The following is an 18,303-nucleotide window of genomic DNA, read 5'->3' as shown; positions in this document are numbered from 1 at the left end:
GGTGGAAGCCGCCTTCGCCACCGCCGGCCCGGCCGACCGCCTCAGCGGCACGTCGGCGTCTCCTGGACTGGAGCGGGCCGTCGGCGGCGGAGGGCGGCAGAGAGAATGTCCGGTCGGCCCGGGCGATCGCTGTGGCGTTCATGGTGATCATCTTGATGCGGGCCACCAGAGATCTCGCGAACTGGACCATCCCCGGGAAGATGATCAAAGGGATGGGCGGCGCCATGGACCTCGTTCGCGGAGCCCGGCGCGTCCTCGTCCTGATGGACCATACGGCCAAGGACGGCAGTCCGAAGATCGTCGAGGACTGCGCGCTCCCCCTCACGGGCAAACGGTGCGTCCAGCGCGTCATCACCGACCTGGGCGTGATCGACGTTACGGAACGCGGCCTGGTCCTCGCCGAGGCCGCCCCGGGCGTCTCCACCGACGAGATCCTGAACAGGACCGGCGCGCATCTCGACGTCCGGGCGGCCGCCAGGCCGACGTGACGCGCCCGCCGGAATCCCGGTCAGGTACGCGGCGGTCCGCCCGTCACCCGCATCAGCGTGAACGATCCGCTTCACTCTGAGCGAGGGACTCCGTCAGACGCTCCAGGCGCATGGCGAAGGCGGCGGCCTCACCCGGCAGCCACGTCGCCATCTCCTCGGCCAGAACGGATTCCAGCGCCCCTCGCAGCGCCGCGACCGCCCGCTCTCCCGCAACGGTGAGGACCAGCCTGGTGGCACGGGCATCAGCAGGGTCGGGGCGACGGTCGATCAGCCCGGCCTCCTGCAAGCGGGTCGCGTAGCGGGTGGTGACGGTGCGGTCCCGCTCTCGCACCAGCACCAGCCCGCCGTACGCCCCGAAGACGTCCTGCCCGAGGGCATCGACTCGACCGCGATCAACGGGATGACCGTCCGCAAGGGTTCGGTGGCCGCGTTCGTCAGCAATGCCATACGACTGAACGACCTCACCGAGGGCACCCCCGAGCACACAGCCGTCGTCACCCAGATGCGGGAACTCGCCCCCGCCCTGCACACCATCGGCCTCTTCGAGGTCTTCCAGCCCCTCTCCCGCGAAGTGGAACGGATCCTCGCCGAGGTCGCGTAGCACGGCGCAGGCAGCCGACCGCCGCCCAGCACCCGGGACGAACAGCGCGAACCCGGGTGCGGGCCGCCCCAAGCGCCCCCCAGGGGTCGCTCCCGGAGCATCAGCGCATCTGCGCATTATCGTGTCAGAACGGGCGGGGACTCAGTAGGAATTGGGATACGAAGTGGTGTACGCGAGGAGTTCCGCTCAAGGTGGAGAGTCCGCAGGTCAGACCCTTGATCGCCCAACCTCGCCGCCAAAACGGTTGTTGCCGTCCGGGTCTATGCTGTGCAGGGGACATGGACAGCCGCAGCGAACCGGACAGACGTAGGCGCATACTGGGGGGCCAATGACAAAACCTGCCGCATCGAAGCGTCATCTGCCCACCAGCCCCTTCAAGGCGCCGGCCACACCAGCCCCCAAGCACTTCGCCGTGGGCGACCAGGTCACACACGACATCTACGGCCTCGGCCGGGTGATCGGCATCGAGGACGGAATCGCGGTCCTCGTGGATTTCGGCTCGTCGCAAATGCGGATCTTGAGCCCGTACGCCAAGATGACCAAGCTGTAGCGTCCGCTGTGCCCGGTCACGGCACGCCAGGCCCCTTCGGGAACCTGTAACGAAAGAGAGACCTCTCATCGATCTCACCTCGCTGTTCTCGGCTCCGGAAGGGCAACCCCGCTGTTCCACCGCAGCAGCATTGCCGCTTCCGACGACAGACCCGTTCCAGGCCCCGGACTTCGGGGAAGACGAGATCTTCCTGCTCGAGGATGCACCGGGACCCGCTTCGAGCATGTGTGCGGCGCGACCCAAGGCGGCTTAGCTCCCACGAGTCACGGTGGTTCCGGGAGCCGGCCGGGGCCGCCTGAGCCCCGTTCCCGCACGGCCGGGGGCTTACGGCGGTGCCTCATCCGGCATCCCTTGACCGGGCCCGCCGCGCAGCCTCCTCATGGGCGCGCAACAGCCGCTCACCCTCCGAGCAGATGGCGCCGGGCGTCCGGCAAGCCGGGCAGCCCGCGGCGTGGTCGAGGGCTGCCCGCCACGGCCCATTGACGTGCGGGTCGGCGATGGGTTCGGGGGCCGCCATCGGGTCCTGCCTCGGTCGAGGGCGCGGCGCATGGCGGCCGCCTGGGTCACGGCGTCGGCCGGGTAGTCCCGGGCGTGGGTGGGGCAGGCGTAGACGGTGCGGCCGGCGACGCTGCCGCTGTGCTCGATGGCGACCGGGACCGGCTCGTCGGTGGGCAGTTGGCAGCGATAGCAGAGCTGCCGGCCGTCCGGTTTCGGGCCGAGGATCTCCCTGGCGGCCTGGGCCAAGGCGTCGCGAAGCGGCTGGGTGTCGGTGAGACAGCGGTCGAGACGGAAGGGCACCCGCCAGTACAGGGAGTGGCCAGTAACCCAGGAGGCGGGCGGCACACCGAGGAGGGTGCCTTCGTCGGCGAGTTCGGTAAGGACGCGGACCTGCCGGATGCACCAGCTACGGGCGGTGTCGACTCCGATCAGCCAGTACGTCTTGCCGTAGGTGTCGTCCTGGATGACGGCACCGGATCGGTCGCCGAGCAGATCCAGGGCACGGTCCGCGACTGCGGTGGGCGCGGAGATGGCGTCCCACCATGTGCCTACCGGTAATGCCTCGATGTCCTGCTTGTTCGGTGGTTCCCACGGCAGGGTTCGGTTCGTCATGATCGGCTCCGTGCACGGTCTGTGTACTGACCGTCACATCGTGCCGACGCGACAAGGCCCCGATTTCCCTAAGATAGGGACATCGAGGCCTTGACTTAGCGTGCCGGATTAGCTACACACCGCTCCATTGGGCGAACTCGCGCAGCGGCTCTGCCGCCCTCTGCCGGGCCCGTAGCAGCGTCCCGACGGTCTGGTGCACTTCGGGGTGATAGCGGGTCAACTGCGGCGCCTTCGCACGCGCCTGCTCCAGCGAGGCGAGCGCATCGTCATGGCGAGCCGTCCACGCCTCCGCGCCGGCACGTCGGATCAGGAAGCCCGCCACCCTCGTGGGCTGATACGACTCGGGCAACCGCACATCGTCTGCGACGCGTACCGCGGTCTCATAGTCGTCCTGGAACATGGCGACATCCAGCCGCCCGAGGTTCACGTTCAACTCGCCGAACGCCAGCGCGTACCGAGAGCCGGGCGGATTCTCGGCGGCATCTGCGGCGGCTCCGGCTTCCGCAAGCTCAGTGGCCTGACCGAGCCAATCCCTTGCGGCGGTGTGGTCCTTCTGTACGGCAGAGAGAGCCGAGGCACGTAGCAGCAGGGTGCCCCGCACGGCGGTGGTCGCCGGGTCGCCGTCATCGTCCAGATCACGTAGCGCCTGCCTCATCAACGCCACACCTCGGTCCGGGCGCGAGGTTTCCGCATGGGTGATGACGGCGCGCTCGTACCTCTCGACGGCGACCTGGCGCGGGTCACCGGAGTGGGGCGCGGCTACGGCCATGCGTGCCAGGGCGAGCCGTGCGAGGTCCATGTAGCCGAGTCGGTACGCCACGATCGCCGTGGTCCGCGCGATCTCGGCTTGCAGGTTGTGCGCTCGCTCGCGATCCCGGCCCGGCACCGTGTACGTCTGTACGGCTAGGGCCGTATCGGTGATGAGTCCTGGCAACGCCTCAGCCACCGTCCCGAACTCACCCTTGGCGCGCTTCTCCGCGATGGCCTTCGTGTCTGCTGCGATGTCGTCCAGTGAGCGCGGCGGCAGATCGTCCTCGGCGGGAATGTCCCACGCGTCGAGCGCGCTGCTGATCGGCGCGAGTAGTCGATCGAGCTGATCCTTCTGCAGCATGTGGATGTACGGCTGGCCGTGCAGTACGGACAAGGTGACTTCGAGCGCGCGGGCCACCGCTGCCAGCACGGACGGGCTGGCGGGCTGCTCGCCGGTCTCAACCCGGGAGAGCTGGCTGGTGGATACGTGGGCACGCCGACCCAGCTCAGCGAGGGAGAAGTCGCGGATGATGCGGAACTCACGGATCCGGACGCCGATGTGCTTGTCATTGGTCTCGGGCATACTGACTCCCATAGCGTGCTGACACTCGCAATGTACCCCCGGCCGGCTCCACGGGTACTCCTGATCGGCCTTCATTTCCGTGGGGGCCGTCCGGCGATCCATGCAGGATGCAGCCCCCTCGGCCGGTCCCAAGACCGGACAAGGGGACCGAGATGAGTCCCGCCCTCAAGTCCCAGTGCCAGGGCAGGGCAGGGCAGGGCCGTGCCCAGCGCTGGGCCCTGGCTCAGGTGTTGTTGCCCGCGCGCAGCCATGCGATGTAGTCGGCGGCGGCTCGTTCGGTGTCGTATTCGGCCTGGTAGCCGGTGTCTTCCCGGAGGCGGCTGATGTCGAGGACCATGGGCGGTGTGTCGCCTCCCGTGGGGAGGTCGACCTGGGCGTCGGGGGCCACCTTTTTGATCGCTTCGGCGAGCTCGGCATTGGTCGTGGCCCGGCCGGAGCCGACGTTGTACGTGCGGTGGTTCAGCTTGTCCGCGAGCTGGAGGAGGGCGAGCGCACGCCCGGTGTCCGGCACGTAGTTGAGGTCGATCCCGTCCTCGGCGAAGGCCGGCCGCATGAGGTGGGAGAGGTCCGGGGCGGTGCCGCGGGCGGCGGCGTGGATGAGGGCGGGGGCGGCGAAGAACGGTTCGGTGTGGCCGAGCGGGCCCCAGGTGCCTGAGATGCGGTAGTTGACGATGTCGATGTCCGTGGTGTCGGCGAGGAATCCGCCGAGCAGTTCACCGACCTTCTTGAAGGTGGGGATCGAGACGGGTGCGTTCAGGGGCAGTGGAGCGTCTTCGCGTAGCGGTCCGTCGTTCTCGACCCCGAAGTAGACGCCGATCGTGCTGGCGACGCCCAGCCGTCGCACGCCCCACTCCTGCGCCGCCTGCGCGATGTTCAGCAGTCCGTCGAGCGCCTGCCGTGTCGTCTCGACCGCCGCGTCGGGGGTCGGGGACCAGGGATAGGACGCTGCCAGGTGCACGATGCCCGTGATGTCGTGGCGGCGGCCGATCGCGAGCAGGGCGTCGCGATCGGTGATGTCCGCCTGCTCCACCGCCACCCGCTCTCCGGCGAGCATGGCCGGGAGTTCACGGGTGTGGCGCTGGGCCACGACGCAGTCTTCGCCCAGGTCGAGCAGGGCTCGCACGGTGTGGGAGCCGATGAAGCCGAGACCTCCGGTGACGAGGATCACCGCTTGTCCTTTCTGTTCTGTAGCGGTCTTGATCGTTTCTGTAGCGGTCTTGATCGTTGGAGGGCTCTCTTACTTGCTCTGCAGCTTCCCCAGCGCGCTGGGGTTCTCTTCCAGGGCGCTGACCGCCGTCTTCCAACTGGTGTCCTCGGGGTGGAGGGCACTGCGGAGGAAGGCCGTGCTGAGGTGCTGGATCAGCGCGACGCGCGCGGGGCTCTCGTCCGTCGTCTCGGCGACCTCGTAACCGGGGATGCCGCCGAGCGAGTGCTCCGCCCCGAAGAGCGTGAGCAGGGCCTTGTTTCCCGGGCTGTAGGTGTACGGGTCGGTGAACCAGTCCGGTCCGCGGGTGGACAGGTGGGACCGGTCGTTGTCCCCGGCGACGATGAGGGCCGGCATGGTCATGGTCTCGAAGGACGGCCGCATGAAGGGGAGGTGTTCGACGGCGAACGGCGTCAGGTCGTCGCCCAGACCGGTCAGGGCGAACAGCACGCCCGCCTTGACGCGGGGGTCGGACATGTCCTCGCCGGGAACGCCGTCGGAGCCGAGGACACGCGCGCCCAGCAGCGCGCTCGCGCTCTGGGCTCCCCAGGAGTGGCCGGCCACGGCGATGCGGTCGCGGTCGAGGCGCCCGCCGAGGCCCGGGACGGAGGCTTCCAGAACGTCGAGTCCGTCCAGTACGCGTGTGAGGTCCTCGATACGGAAGCGCCACATCCGCGGCGTACGGGGGTCCTCGGCGGGGATGCCGAGGGTCCGGGAGTCGAGGTGGGTGGGCTGGATGACCACGAAGCCCTGAGCGGCCCAGTGGTCCGCCAGCGGGGCGTAGCCGTTCATCGACCAGCCGAAGCCGTGCGAGAAGACGATGACGGGCAGATCGCCGCCGGTCGCGGGGGCGGACACGCGGACCTGGAGATCCTCCCCGCGGCCCGGGGCGGACAGGACGACCGGCTTCGCGGATACCACCGTGGTGGGCGCGCCCGGGGTCTGCTGCGCGTTCGTGGTGTTCGAGTCGGGCCTGGGGATGGGCATGGGGAGTGCCTTCCGTTCGGTTTCTTCGCGCTGGTGGTCCGTGGCGTCGCAGGCCGGGCCGGGGGAGGGAGCGAGGAGGGTTTCTCACACCCGGCCGCGTCGACACCGGGTATCGACGACCGCGTGTGCTGTTTCGGTCCGGTGGAGCGTGCGAGGGCAGGGGACGGCCTGGCCGCCCGTCCCCCGGTCTGCCATCATGACCGAAGCGGAACGTTGCTCCGCTAACGATACGGAGCGATGTTCCGCTTTGCAAGAGCGGTCATGGAGGCATCGGAAACCTCTGCATCGGCGCCGAAAGCGATCCCCACTACGACGCCCGCCAACTGGTCAAACTCCTCGTCGCAGGACTACGCCCACCGCACTGACCGGCGGGGCGACTGACGGCCGGAGTCGGCGTCAGGGATGGGTCAGCCGCCCGGGCAGGGAGCCGGTAGGTGTTGGCGCCGGGGCGCCGGGTCTGTTCGATCCACTCGTCGATACGCGTCCAGATTGCGGCGATGTGGTGCGCTGCGCACGCGGGGCCGGCCGCTCCCCCGATTGACCGACTCGCCTGCGCATTGGAGCTACGGGCGGAAGTCGCCTCAGATCCTCATGGGGAGGGCCGCCCTCCCGTCGCCCTGCCGTCGCTGTGCCATCGCCGCGCCATCACCCAGTCGGCGGGCGCGTCCGCGCCTTGGCAGCAAGTGTCGAACCGCGCAAGGGAGTTGAGCCCGCCGAGCGAAGATCACGGCCCGGTCTCGTTCTTCTTTGGTTGGGCAACCGTTCAGCTTCCAGACAACTCTACTTTGGCGACCCTTCCGTTCCGGCCGCCGGGGGAGACAGATGGCGGTCGGGGCTCAAGGGCGACCCAATGCGTTACTGATGGAGGATTTGTGCGCAATAGAACCCGAGGTGTGGTGGGTGTGGCGGTCGGCGCCGTCGTCACCGCCGCTGTGGCCGCCGGGGCCGGCGCCGCCGTGTCGAACGGCGACGGGGCCGACCAGAAGCAGCCCTCCCCCAGGGCCGCCGCGGCAGGAAAGACCACGGGCGACTTCGACGGCGACGGATATGCCGACCTCGGCGTGGGCGCGCCCGACGGCACCGTCTCCGGGAAGTCCAAGGCGGGCTACGTGGGCGTGACCTACGGGGCCCAGAGCGGCGTGGACACCGGCCGGCACGGCACGTTGTCGCAGGCCAGCGCGGGGGTGCCCGGCACGCCCGAGGCCGGGGACCACTTCGGCTCGGCCGTGGTGCGCGGCGATGTGGACGGAGACGGGTACACCGATCTGATCGTGGCCGCGAACTCCGAGGCCATCGGCACCGCCAAGCGGGCCGGTTCCGTCACGGTCGTCTTCGGCTCGAAGGACGGCCTGTCCAGCGACGCCATCGCCTTCCACGCGCCCAAGGCCACCGCCTACGCGATGTTCGGCAACACCATGGCCGTGGGCGACTACAACCACGACGGCCGCGACGACATCGCCATCTCCGACGGCACCAAGGTCCAGATCGTCGGCGGCGCGGCGAACCTGCGCGAGACGGCCACCCCGAAGATGTCCAGCGTCACCCCGCCCGGCGGCGGAGCGGGCATCGAGCATCTGTCCTCGGGCGACATCAACGGGGACGGCTTCGCCGACCTGGTCACCGTCGCCTACCAGGACGACCCCGCCGACGAGGGCACGCTCGGCGTGCTGCCCGGTTCGTCCGGGGGGCTGAAGAGCACGTCGCTGGGCGAGGACGTGGCGCTGCCGTTCGCCTCGTACCAGGCCGTGGTCGGTGACATCAACGGCGACGGCAAGGACGACGTCGTCACGGACACCGGCTTCGAGGACGGTCCGGAGGACCAGCGCCTGCGGACGTACCCGGGCACCGCCCAGGGCCTCGACACCGCGAACCCGGTGGACTGGAAGGGCAAGGCGCAGAGCGGCACCGCCTCCCAGCTCACCGACATCAACGGCGATGGCAATGACGACCTCGTCGTCAGCGACACCGCCGCGGAGGCCCCCGGCGGCTACAACGACGCCGGCGCCATCACCGTGCTCAAGGGAACCAAGAACTGGCTGACCGACGCGGGGGCGCAGACGTTCTCCCTCGACACCGAGGGCGTTCCCGGCGAGATGGCGGGCAACGACAAGTTCGGGGACGCCGTCTCGGCGGCCGACTACAACGGCGACGGCAAGCCCGACCTGGCCGTCGGGGTCCCGAACCGGACCGAGGGCGCGGGCGCGGTGGCGCTCCTGTACGCGGGCGCCGACGGGCTCACCGCCGAAGGCTCCGCCCTGATCGGGCCGGGCGATCTCGGCTCCCCGGCGGCCGATGCCGCCTTCGGCACGGAGCTGTCCGGCCGCGCCACGAAGTAGCACCACCGCACGTAGCACCACCTCGTTGTTGTTGGTTCGGTGGCCTGGTCCGACTCTTCCGGGCCGGGCCATCGGCCGAATACGACCATGAATGGGTGTGCGGGCGCGTAGCGCCGACTCTTCCTCGCCGGGGCCCGGGCACGAACGTCGTCCACCAGGACGGACGCCCGCGCCGTCCACCCACTCATCGGGTGAGTCACAGGGCCGCCCCGTCGCGGGTCGGCCCTTCGCGGCTGGGCCCCTTCGCGGCTGGGCCCCGTCGCGGCTCGGCCCTCCCCGCGCAATCTCCTCAGCCCGCGGCCTTGGCGATGATGCCCCGCATCTCCTCGCGGTCAAAGGCCCGCAGGGTCGTGGTGCGCACCTTGCCCACCGCGCCGAGCTGCAGGGACGCCGCGGTGGCGGTCTCGTCGTCGGGGGCCTCGATCATGCACACCAGGTCGTACGGCCCGTCCGTCCAGTAGATGTCCACGAGCCTCGCCCCGAGCTTGTTCAGCGCCGCGGCGAAGTCCTCGGTGCGCTTCGTGGTGTCCTTGTAGGCGCGGACTCCCTGCTCGGTCCAGTTCAGCAGCGTGATGTAGGTCGCCACGCCCCTCACCTCCCAGGAGAAGAACCCCCTGAGTTCAAGTCTGGGAGCGACGTCCTGAATCCGCACGCCTGGCACCCCTGGCACGCCTGACACCGCTGGCACCGCTGGCACCCCTGGCCCACCGGACGCGGTCGACGGCCACGGTCAGGTTTGCCGAACCGGCAACAGGCATGGCCCGCGCCACCGAGGTCACGGCAGGGTCGGACCGTCGGCCGCCACGCAGAGTGCGTGCCCGAGCGCCCCCGGGAGAGAACCATGCCGCAGCCACCCACGACCGACCTCACCCACCGTCCGGTGTCCTCCCCCGCCGGGCGGATCCACGTCGTGGAGCAGGGCACCGGCCCACTGGTGCTGCTCGTCCACGGGTTTCCGGAGTCCTGGTACTCATGGCGCCACCAGCTCCCGGCGCTGGCCGCGGCCGGGTACCGGGTGGCCGCCGTCGATGTGCGCGGATACGGGCGCTCGTCCAGGCCCGGGGCGGTGGACGCGTACCGGATGCGGGAGCTGGTGGCGGACAACGTCGCCGTGGTGGAGGCGCTCGGCGAGGAGTCCGCCGTGGTGATCGGCCACGACTGGGGCTCGCCCATCGCCGCCAACTCCGCCCTGCTGCGGCCGGATGTGTTCCGTGCCGTCGGCATGCTGAGCGTGCCGTACTCCCCGTCCGGCGGTCCCAGGCCCAGTGAGGTCTTCGCCGGGATGGGCGGGGAGGAGGAGTTCTACGTCTCCTACTTCCAGGAGCCGGGCCGGGCCGAGGCGGAGATCGAACCGGATGTACGCGGCTGGCTCGCGGGAATCTACGCCGCGCTGTCCGGCGACACCATGCCCGGACCCGACCTGCCCGACCCGCACTTCATCACGCGCGGCGCGACGATGCGCGAGCGGTTCCCCGCCGACCGGCTGCCCGCCTGGCTGAGCGAGCAGGACCTCGACGCCTACGCCGGTGAGTTCGAGCGGACCGGACTGAGCGGGGCGCTGAACCGCTACCGCAACATGGACCGGGACTGGGAGGAGCTGGCCGAGTTCAACGGTGCGCCCATCACCCAGCCGTCGCTCTTCATCGGCGGTGCCCTGGACGCCTCCACCACCTGGATGGGCGACGCGATCAAGGCGTACCCGACCACGCTGCCCGGGCTCGTCGGTTCGCACATCCTCGATGGCTGCGGCCACTGGATCCAGCAGGAGCGCCCCGAGGAGATCAACCGACTGCTGGTCGACTGGCTGAATTCGCTCTCCGCGTCCTAGGACTGCCCTAGGACCCGCGGCGGTCCTGCTGCCGCTGGAGGGCGCGGAAGTCGTCGAAGAATCCGTAGCTGTGGGCCGGTGGACCGTCGTCCGGTCGCTCGACGGTGCGGTTGGCGTAGAGGCTGTTCAGGAGCCAGGGCTGCTTGTCCGGGCCGAAGTTCTCGGTCATGGCGGCGCCTTGGGTGACTCCGTACGTCGCCACGGCGAGGCGCCCCGTGTCGCGGAAGTGGCCCACCTGGTCCCGCAGGAAGTGCTTGTTGCGCTCGAACCAGGGGCTCATGGCGAGGAAGTCGTGCCACTTCTGCTCCGGGAAGGGATGCTCGATCGCATCCCGGATCAGTTTCCACACCGGAGTGTTCGACGGAAGGTGGTAGCGGCGGGCGAAACGGGTGGGGATCGTGTCGCTCAGGTGCTGCTTCCAGAGCTGTACCAGGGAGAACTCGGTGACGAGGAATTTCTGGTCGTCGCGGAGGCGGGGCAGGATGTAGTCGAGGTAGGGCTGTACCCGCTCCGGCGCGGCGACGTGGGGGTGGATGTCGACGCCCTCGATCTCCGGGGTCCGGCGCGCGAAGGACAGCCAGCGGTCGGTGGCCGCCGTCTGCTCGTCCGGCTTGTCGAGGTGGTTGAGCGCGCCCATGTAGAGGTGGGTCCGGCAGCGCGAGGGAAAGTGCTTCTTCCGGTACGCGATGATGTGCTCCGCGACCGTCTCGTAGAACGCGTTCATCGCGCCCGAGCGGCGGTCCTGCGGGAGGCTCTCGATGAAGGGCTCGTTGGCGATGCCCAGGACGTCGACGGTGTCGAGGACGGTGTGCAGGACCCGGTCGACCCGGGCGAGTTCCGCGGTCATGGCCGAGCTGCCCGGTCGGGGTATCGCCCGGTGGTTGTACGGGAACTTCAGCGAGAGCACCGTGCCGTAGCCCTGGTGGTGGGCGTCCAGGAGTTTCTCGATGGCGCGCTGGTGGGAGGCGTCGGCCGTGACCTCGGGCATGGGGACGAAGCCCCGGAGCCAGCTCGCGGAGAGATCCCGCAACTCGGCGAAGGTCACGCTGTCGGGGTCCTCGTTGAAATTCGCTCCCAGCACGCCGTCCGGATCGGCGGCCGGACCGTCGGCGGACGCTCTTTCCTCGGGGGCGTGGCTGGTCTTGTCGGCGGGGCGTTGTTCGCCCTGCGTGCAGCCGGCGGCTATCAGAGCCCCACCCGTCAGGGCCAGAACCCGCCGCCGTGACAGCGGCTTCTTCCTCGTTTCCGTATCCGTATCCACGTGACGTTCCCTGTTCGTGCTGGTTTCCCGGCCCGTACCGGCCGGACTGCCCGGGAGGATACGTCTGCGGGGGCTGCCAGTTGCCCAGGGGACCCACATTTTTCGCGGGGCCAGGTCCCCGGGTGTGCCGTTGCCCGGTCAGTGGGTGATCTGGACGGTGACGGTGATGGCGCCCCTGTTGTCGTGGAGGCAGCCCTCACCGTCGTTGATGCGGAGTTGGAGGATGCCCGGGCGGGTGGCCTGAAAGTGCCAGGCGCGGCCCACGGCGTGAGGGTTTCGGGGATTTCCCGGGTAGCGGCCCAGGAGGGCGCCCAAGGGGGCGTCGGAATGCACCTTGCAGTCCGTCCAGGCGAAGCGGAGGGCTTCGTCGTCGGCGCGGGTGTGGCCGACCGGGCCGACCAAGGGCAGATTGGCGGCGTCCACCGTCCAGGAGCCGGTGGCGTAGCGGACGCTCACCTTGTCGCCCTTCCGGACCGGGGTGGTCGTCGCGGACTGCCAGCCGCGTGCCGCGTCCACGGTCACCTTCGTCGTGCTGGTGGCGGGCTGGGGCGATGCGTCGTCGCCGCTGTCACTGTCGGACGGGGGCCCGAAGGTGAAGAAGAGCGCGGTGGCGAGGCCCGCCACCGCGAGCGTGGCGCCCGCCGTCCACCACCATGTCCGGGCCCGCCCACGGGACCGAGGGGGTGGCGGCCCGGCCGGGGCGACGAGCGTCGGGTCCCGGTCCAGGTCCGGCGTCTGGGTCGGGGCCGAGATCAGCGTCGGGTCCCGGTCGAGGGCGGGGGTCCCGGTCACGGTGTGGGGCGCGCCTGCCGTGGGGGTCGCGCTCACCATCGGGGTCGCGGTCATCGTGGGGGTGTCCGCCAGGTAGGCGGAGGTGTCCGCGTCGTCGCCCGGGGTTCGTAGCGGACCCGGCGTTGGTACGGGCCCCGGCGTGCGTACGGGCCCCGCGGGCGCGGCCGGGGGCAGCGGGCCCGGGTCGTCCGCGCCGTCCGCGACGCGTTGCAGGGCGGTGCGGAGCGTGCCGGCGGAGGGGCGCTGCCCCGGGGACTTGTTCAGCAGGGCCTGCACGATGGGCCGCAGGGGGCCGACCCGTTCCGGGATGACCGGGTCCGCGAAGGTGACGGCGTGCAGCGCGGCGGCCCCGGTGGGGCGCTGGAAGGGCGGCACGCCGGAGGCGACCGCGGACAGGGTCGCGCCCAGCGACCACAGGTCGGACGGCGGGCCGGCCTCCTCCGCGGTCAGCCGCTCGGGCGCCATGTAGCCGATGGAGCCGAGGAGTTCACCGGTGGTGGTGAGCGACTCGTCGTCTTCGAGGGCCGCGATGCCGAAGTCGGTGAGGACGGCGCTGCCGTCCCCGCGCAGCAGGATGTTGGCGGGCTTGATGTCGCGGTGCAGCGCCCCGGCGGCGTGCACGGCCTCCAGCGCGCCGAGCAGTTGCAGCCCGAGGGCGGCGGTGTGGCGGGGCGGCAGGGGGCCGCTGTCGGCGATCCGGCGGGCCAGGGAGGGGCCGTCGATCAGCTCCATCACGATCCAGAGCCGGTCGTCGTGTTCGACCAGGTCATGGACGCCCACCACATGGGGGTGGCGCAGCCGGGCGACGGTACGCGCCTCCCTCTGGGCCCGACGCAGCCGTCGGTGGTGCTCGTGGTGGTCGCTCGCGACGTGCAGCTCCTTGGCGGCGACCTCGCGCGCCAGCATCTGGTCGTACGCGCGCCAGACCGTGCCCATGCCGCCGCGTCCGAGCCGGTCGCCCAGCTGGTAGCGGCCGGCGATCAACCGCATGTCGTCCCCGCCCGATGTCACCCGATCTCTCCTGCTCTCACGCCCGGTGAGCATAGTCGGAAGTGTTCGAACCATATCGATCTCAACTGATGCAACAGTCAGCCTGCATCGCAATGCTCGGGTGAAATTCCCCCCGATTTAAGGAGGAAGCGGGCATTCACCATCCGCATTCATTGCGCTTATCTCAACGCGTCCGTACCGTGTCGGCCATGCGGCAACAGTTCGAGGTGGCGGAACGCGTGCGCGAGGTGATCGGCAAAGCCGGTTGTACCCAGCGCGAATTCGCCCGGCGGGTCGTCATGGACCCGTCCAAGCTCTCGCGTTCGCTCAGCGGTAGCCGGCGCTTCACCGTGGCCGAGCTGGCGCGGATCGCCGACGCCGGAAACGTGGACGCCGGATGGCTCCTCGGCACCGCGGGGACCGGCGGGGCCGCCGACGCACCGCGGCCGCCCGCCCCGGCCGCGCTTCCCGACAGCGGGCGGCCGTTGCAGATCGTGCGGGAGACGGTGCGGCTCATCGCCGAGCGCGGCTTCCACGCCGTACGCGTCGCCGACATCGCCGCCGCCTGCGACACCAGCACCGCCACCATCCACTACCACTTCCCGGGCCGCGCCGAGCTGCTCGAAGCCGCCGTGCGCTGGTGCATGGACGAGGACACCGCGCGCCGCGCCGCCCGGACCGCCACGGCCGACGACGCGCGCGAGGAGCTGCGGCAGCTCATCGCGCTGCAGGCGCCGTACACCGAGCGGCAGCGGCAGCAGTGGCTGGTGTGGATGGACCTGTGGGCCGAGGCCGCGCGGTCCACGGCCATCGGGCGGCTGCACGCCGACTTCTACCAGCAGTGGCGGCGGACCGTCGCCGAGGTGATCCGGCGCGGGATCGAGCAGGGGGTCTTCCGCACCGTCGACCCGGAGTTCAGCGCGCTGCGCCTGACCGCGCTGATCGACGGACTGGCCATTCAGGTGCTCGCCACCGCGCCCGGCGAGGGCGGCACGACCGCCGAGGCCATGGACCTCGCCTGCAACGCGTACGTGGACTCCGAATTGACCGTACGCACGACCGCACGACCGTCGGCACGTCCGTCCGCACACCCGACCGCACGGCGCTCCGGCGCCGATGAGGCCGGGCCGGCCGACCAGCCCGGACCGTAGGACGGCCGACCAGCCCGGACCATAGCTCCGCGCTGTTCCGCACCGTAAGAGAGGGAGAGAAGCCCATGCCCATGAACGACAGCGTCATCATCACCTGTGCCCTGACCGGCGCCGGTGACACTGTGGGCCGCAGCCCCCATGTCCCCGTCACCCCCGAGCAGATAGCCCGCTCCGCCGTCGAGGCCGCGGAGGCCGGGGCGGCCGTGGTCCACATCCACGTACGCGACCCCGAGACCGGCGCCCCCGCCCGCGATCCGCGGCTCTACCGCGAGGTCGTGGAGCGGGTCAAGGAGACCGGCACCGACGTCGTCATCAACCTCACCGCGGGCATGGGCGGCGACCTGGTCATCGACCCGGAGAACCCGCTCACCCACCTCCCCGGCACCGACCTGGTCAGCGGCCTGGACCGGCTCCCCCACGTCGAGGATCTGCTCCCCGACATCTGCACCCTGGACTGCGGCTCGCTCAACTTCGGCGACGGCAGCAACCTCTACGTCTCCACCCCCGACATGCTGCGCACCGGCGCCAAGCGCATCCAGGAGCTGGGCGTCCGCCCCGAGCTGGAGATCTTCGACACCGGGCAGCTCTGGTTCGCCAAGCAGTTGCTGGCCGAGGGGCTGCTGGACGACCCGACCGTCTTCCAGCTCTGCATGGGCATCCCGTGGGGCGCCCCGGCCGAGCCGGGCGTGCTCCAGGCCATGGTCAACATGCTGCCCGAGGGCGCCCAGTGGGCCAGCTTCGCGCTGGGCCGGACGCAGATGCCGTGGGTGGCGCAGTCCATCCTGCTCGGCGGCAACGTACGGGTCGGGCTGGAGGACAACCTCTACCTCAGCCGGGGCGTCAAGGCCACCAACGGCCAGCTCGTCGAGCGCGCGGTCCAGATCACCGAGCTGCTGGGCGCGACGGTCGCCACGCCGGACGAGGCCCGGCAGCGGCTCGGCCTCAAGCCCCGCGCGTAATCCCCCCACCAGCTCCTCGTCTCCCTCATCTCTCTCCTCTCCCCCCCTCACACCCTTAGGACCGCCATGCCCTCATCCCCCTGCGCCCCCGAAGAGGTACGCCGCGTCGCCTGCGTCGGCGCCGGAGTCATCGGCGGCGGCTGGGTCGCCCACTTCCTGGCGCGCGGCTACGACGTCACCGCCTGGGACCCGGCTCCCGACGCCGAGGAGAAGCTGCGCCGTCTCGTGGCCGCCGCCTGGCCCGCCCTGACCCAGATCGGCCTCGCCGACGGCGCCTCCCCCGACCGGCTGACCGTCGCCGCGACCGTCGAGGAGGCCGTGGCCGACGCGCAGTTCGTCCAGGAGAGCGCCCCCGAGAAACTGGAGCTCAAGCGGTCGCTGCTGGCCCAGCTTGACGCGGCGGCCCCGCCCGGAGTCGTCATCGCGTCCTCCACCTCCGGCTATCCGATGACCGATATGCAGACCGAGGCCGCCGACCCCGGCCGCCTCGTCGTCGGCCACCCCTTCAACCCGCCGTATCTCATACCGCTGGTGGAGGTCGTCGGCGGGGAGAAGACCGACGCCGCGGCGGTCGAGTGGGCCTCGCGCTTCTACGAGGTGGCGGGCAAGTCCGTCATCACCATGGAGCGCGAGCTGCCCGGCTTCATCGCCAACCGGCTCCAGGAGGCGCTGTGGCGGGAGGCGCTGCACATGGTCGCCAATGGTGAGGCCACGGTGAAGGAGATCGACGACTCGATCACCGAGGGGCCCGGGCTGCGGTGGGCGTTCATGGGTCCCTGCCTCACGTTCGCCCTGGCGGGCGGCGAAGGAGGCATGGGACATATGCTCGACCACTTCGGACCCTCGTTGAAGTCTCCGTGGACCCGTCTCGAGGCGCCTGAGCTGGACGACACGCTGCGTGCGGCCATGGTCGACGGCTGTGACGAGGCGGCGGGCAGCCGTACCATCGCGCAGCTCGTCGCGGAGCGGGACCAGGGCGTCATCGACGTCCTGCGGGCGACTGGCCGACTGCCGCGGCAGCGCGCCGAGGGGACGGATGCCATCGCACATACCCCCAGCACCATGGGAGACGAGAAGTGAGCACCACGCTCCCCGACTACCGGCAGACCGTACGTCCCGAGTGGATCGACTACAACGGCCATATGAGCGAGGCGTTCTACGTCCTCGTCTTCGGCCACAGCACCGACGAGATGATGGTGGAGACCGGCCTGGACTCCGCCTACCGCGCCAAGACCGGCTGCTCCCTCTACACCGTGGAGTCGCACATCCGGTATCTGAGCGAGGTCGACGAGGGCGCCGAGCTCACCATCCGTACGCGCGTCATCGGCGTGGACGAGAAGAAGGTGCGGTTCACCCACGAGATGCATGTGGGCGAACCGATCGGCGCCCCCGTGGCCACGACCGAGCTGCTCGCGCTCCACATCGACCAGAACGAGAGCCGCTCGGCTCCGTTCCCCGAGGAGATACGGGAGCGGCTGACGGACCTGGTGGAGAAGGCCCCCGAGTGGGCGGGCCGGGCGATCGGCCCGGTTCCGGCCGAGGCGGGTTGAACGACCGCCGTCCCTCCTGAACGCCCCGGCCCCGGCATCGTCCGGGGGCCGGGGCGTTCGCCGTTCCGGATGAGGGACGGCATGAGGTTGAATGGCGGTGGAGGCGGTGGCGGAAACGCCTAGGGACGCGCGTGCGAGGAGTGACGACGCCATGGCGGACGCCGGAGCGGGCACCGGACCGGAAGCCGGGCCGGACGGGAGCGGGAACGGCGAGGGCGGTCGGCGCGTCGAGCTGAGCGAGGTGCCCGAGACCTTGCTGTGGAACCTCCATATGCGGGCCGCCGAGGCCCGCCGGGCGCGGACCGTGCTGGATGACCCCAAGGCCGTGGAGCTGGTCGACCGCATCGACTACCCCTTCGAGGAGACCTTCGGAGCGCCCACCCCGCTGCTGGCACAGGGCCACGCGCTGCGCGTCCGCACCTTCGACATGGCCGTACGGGCCTTCCTCGACGAGCATCCGGACGGCACGGTCGTCACGCTCGCCGAGGGTCTTGAGACGCAGTTCTGGCGGGTGGACAACGGTCGGGCGCGCTGGCTGTGCGTGGAGCTGCCGGAGACCGCCGAGGTGCGGCGCGCGCTGCTGCCGGACGAGGAGCGGCGGCGCACCCTCGCCCGCTCGGCGCTCGACCTGTCCTGGCGGGACGAGGTCGATCCCGCGCGCGGGGTGCTGATCACCGCCCAGGGGCTGCTGATGTATCTGCGGCCGACCGAGGTGAAGGACCTGATAGCGGGGTGCGCCGAGCGGTTCCGGGGCGCGGCGCTGGTCTTCGACGCGGTGCCGCGGTGGTTCAGCGCCCGGACGACGCGCGGCGAGATGCGCACCGCGCAGGGTTATCGCACACCGCCCATGCCGTGGGGCATGGACGCGGGCGAGCTGCCGAAGGTGCGGACGGCGCATCCGGCGATCACGGACGTACGCGAGGTGCCGCCGCCGCGCGGGCGCGGCTTCTACTACGGGGCGGTGGCGCCCCTGATGCGGTGGCTGCCCGCGGTACGGAACCTGCGGCCGACGATGACGGCGATAGCGCGCTTCTCGTAACGCTCGCGCTCCACCGGTCAACCCACCGCTTCGCCGAGGACCGCCGCGAGGTGTCGGACGCGTCAACTTTTTCCGACGCGTCGGCCCTCCGTGACACGGCGGCGAGAATGGACGGGTGAGACGC

At 70.6% G+C, this 18,303-nt stretch carries 17 protein-coding genes and 2 pseudogenes; 11 read left to right on the top strand and 8 right to left on the bottom strand.

Annotated elements, in window-relative coordinates:
• Positions 1 to 125: 125 nt before the first annotated feature.
• A pseudogene (locus STRVI_RS04035) lies at positions 126 to 488 on the top strand (succinyl-CoA--3-ketoacid-CoA transferase); the annotation flags it as partial.
• 52 nt (positions 489 to 540) lie between these two features.
• On the opposite strand, the gene STRVI_RS53420 reads toward STRVI_RS04035, so the two are convergent.
• Positions 541 to 825 carry a MarR family winged helix-turn-helix transcriptional regulator gene (locus STRVI_RS53420; protein ID WP_050993612.1) on the bottom strand — a complete coding sequence of 95 codons (285 nt, stop codon included), beginning with the start codon at positions 823 to 825 and terminating at the stop codon, positions 541 to 543.
• A gap of 63 nt (positions 826 to 888) precedes the next feature.
• Here STRVI_RS53420 and STRVI_RS04025 point away from each other — a divergent pair, with 63 nt between their 5' ends.
• A complete protein-coding gene (locus tag STRVI_RS04025) occupies positions 889 to 1,089 on the top strand; it encodes a hypothetical protein (RefSeq protein WP_078505102.1) in 201 nt (66 codons plus the stop codon).
• A 328-nt stretch (positions 1,090 to 1,417) separates the two neighbouring features.
• Complete coding sequence (locus tag STRVI_RS04020) at positions 1,418 to 1,639, top strand: hypothetical protein (protein ID WP_014054335.1); 222 nt, start codon at positions 1,418 to 1,420, stop codon at positions 1,637 to 1,639.
• A 324-nt stretch (positions 1,640 to 1,963) separates the two neighbouring features.
• On the opposite strand, the gene STRVI_RS46170 is transcribed toward STRVI_RS04020, so the two are convergent.
• The 4 genes from STRVI_RS46170 to STRVI_RS04000 form a co-directional block, all read right to left on the bottom strand.
• On the bottom strand, positions 1,964 to 2,749 hold the full coding sequence (locus tag STRVI_RS46170; RefSeq protein WP_014054334.1) for a hypothetical protein: 786 nt from the start codon (positions 2,747 to 2,749) through the stop codon (positions 1,964 to 1,966).
• 112 nt (positions 2,750 to 2,861) lie between these two features.
• Positions 2,862 to 4,082 carry a helix-turn-helix domain-containing protein gene (locus STRVI_RS04010; protein ID WP_014054333.1) on the bottom strand — a complete coding sequence of 407 codons (1,221 nt, stop codon included), beginning with the start codon at positions 4,080 to 4,082 and terminating at the stop codon, positions 2,862 to 2,864.
• Between the two features lie 223 nt (positions 4,083 to 4,305).
• Positions 4,306 to 5,250 carry an NAD-dependent epimerase/dehydratase family protein gene (locus tag STRVI_RS04005; protein WP_014054332.1) on the bottom strand — a complete coding sequence of 315 codons (945 nt, stop codon included), beginning with the start codon at positions 5,248 to 5,250 and terminating at the stop codon, positions 4,306 to 4,308.
• A gap of 69 nt (positions 5,251 to 5,319) precedes the next feature.
• The gene (locus STRVI_RS04000; RefSeq protein ID WP_014054331.1) at positions 5,320 to 6,273 is read right to left on the bottom strand and encodes an alpha/beta hydrolase family protein; all 954 of its coding nucleotides are present in this window, start codon (positions 6,271 to 6,273) and stop codon (positions 5,320 to 5,322) included.
• A gap of 266 nt (positions 6,274 to 6,539) precedes the next feature.
• Here STRVI_RS04000 and STRVI_RS54035 point away from each other — a divergent pair.
• Positions 6,540 to 6,638, top strand: a pseudogene (locus STRVI_RS54035) (TetR family transcriptional regulator); the annotation flags it as partial.
• Between the two features lie 507 nt (positions 6,639 to 7,145).
• Positions 7,146 to 8,609: an FG-GAP and VCBS repeat-containing protein gene (locus STRVI_RS03995; RefSeq protein WP_014054330.1), complete on the top strand. Its 1,464-nt coding sequence runs from the start codon at positions 7,146 to 7,148 to the stop codon at positions 8,607 to 8,609.
• Positions 8,610 to 8,898: 289 nt separating this feature from the next.
• Here STRVI_RS03995 and STRVI_RS03990 read toward each other — a convergent pair whose 3' ends face one another.
• Positions 8,899 to 9,195 (bottom strand): GYD domain-containing protein, encoded by a 297-nt coding sequence (locus tag STRVI_RS03990; protein ID WP_014054329.1) that lies wholly within the window; start codon positions 9,193 to 9,195, stop codon positions 8,899 to 8,901.
• A gap of 255 nt (positions 9,196 to 9,450) precedes the next feature.
• On the opposite strand from STRVI_RS03990, the gene STRVI_RS03985 reads away from it, so the two are divergent.
• On the top strand, positions 9,451 to 10,437 hold the full coding sequence (locus STRVI_RS03985; protein ID WP_014054328.1) for an alpha/beta fold hydrolase: 987 nt from the start codon (positions 9,451 to 9,453) through the stop codon (positions 10,435 to 10,437).
• A gap of 7 nt (positions 10,438 to 10,444) precedes the next feature.
• Here STRVI_RS03985 and STRVI_RS03980 read toward each other — a convergent pair whose 3' ends face one another.
• Together STRVI_RS03980 and STRVI_RS46165 are read right to left on the bottom strand one after the other, a co-directional pair.
• Positions 10,445 to 11,698: a hypothetical protein gene (locus STRVI_RS03980; protein WP_014054327.1), complete on the bottom strand. Its 1,254-nt coding sequence runs from the start codon at positions 11,696 to 11,698 to the stop codon at positions 10,445 to 10,447.
• Positions 11,699 to 11,836: 138 nt separating this feature from the next.
• Complete coding sequence (locus STRVI_RS46165; RefSeq protein WP_014054326.1) at positions 11,837 to 13,501, bottom strand: serine/threonine-protein kinase; 1,665 nt, start codon at positions 13,499 to 13,501, stop codon at positions 11,837 to 11,839.
• A gap of 188 nt (positions 13,502 to 13,689) precedes the next feature.
• Here STRVI_RS46165 and STRVI_RS03970 point away from each other — a divergent pair, with 188 nt between their 5' ends.
• From STRVI_RS03970 to STRVI_RS03950, 5 genes are all read left to right on the top strand, one after another.
• A complete protein-coding gene (locus STRVI_RS03970) occupies positions 13,690 to 14,631 on the top strand; it encodes a TetR/AcrR family transcriptional regulator (RefSeq protein ID WP_014054325.1) in 942 nt (313 codons plus the stop codon).
• A 65-nt stretch (positions 14,632 to 14,696) separates the two neighbouring features.
• A complete protein-coding gene (locus STRVI_RS03965) occupies positions 14,697 to 15,590 on the top strand; it encodes a 3-keto-5-aminohexanoate cleavage protein (protein ID WP_014054324.1) in 894 nt (297 codons plus the stop codon).
• Between the two features lie 66 nt (positions 15,591 to 15,656).
• On the top strand, positions 15,657 to 16,670 hold the full coding sequence (locus STRVI_RS03960; protein WP_014054323.1) for a 3-hydroxyacyl-CoA dehydrogenase NAD-binding domain-containing protein: 1,014 nt from the start codon (positions 15,657 to 15,659) through the stop codon (positions 16,668 to 16,670).
• Positions 16,667 to 17,140 carry a thioesterase family protein gene (locus STRVI_RS03955; RefSeq protein WP_014054322.1) on the top strand — a complete coding sequence of 158 codons (474 nt, stop codon included), beginning with the start codon at positions 16,667 to 16,669 and terminating at the stop codon, positions 17,138 to 17,140. The genes STRVI_RS03960 and STRVI_RS03955 overlap by 4 nt, the downstream gene beginning before the upstream one ends.
• 151 nt (positions 17,141 to 17,291) lie before the next feature.
• Complete coding sequence (locus STRVI_RS03950) at positions 17,292 to 18,179, top strand: class I SAM-dependent methyltransferase (RefSeq protein WP_014054321.1); 888 nt, start codon at positions 17,292 to 17,294, stop codon at positions 18,177 to 18,179.
• The last annotated feature ends 124 nt before the right edge of the window (positions 18,180 to 18,303 follow it).

It is taken from the genome of Streptomyces violaceusniger Tu 4113 (genome assembly GCF_000147815.2).
Lineage (GTDB): Bacteria > Actinomycetota > Actinomycetes > Streptomycetales > Streptomycetaceae > Streptomyces > Streptomyces violaceusniger_A.
The sequence above is the reverse complement of the archived record's forward strand: the minus strand, read 5'-3'. Positions and strand labels throughout refer to the sequence as shown.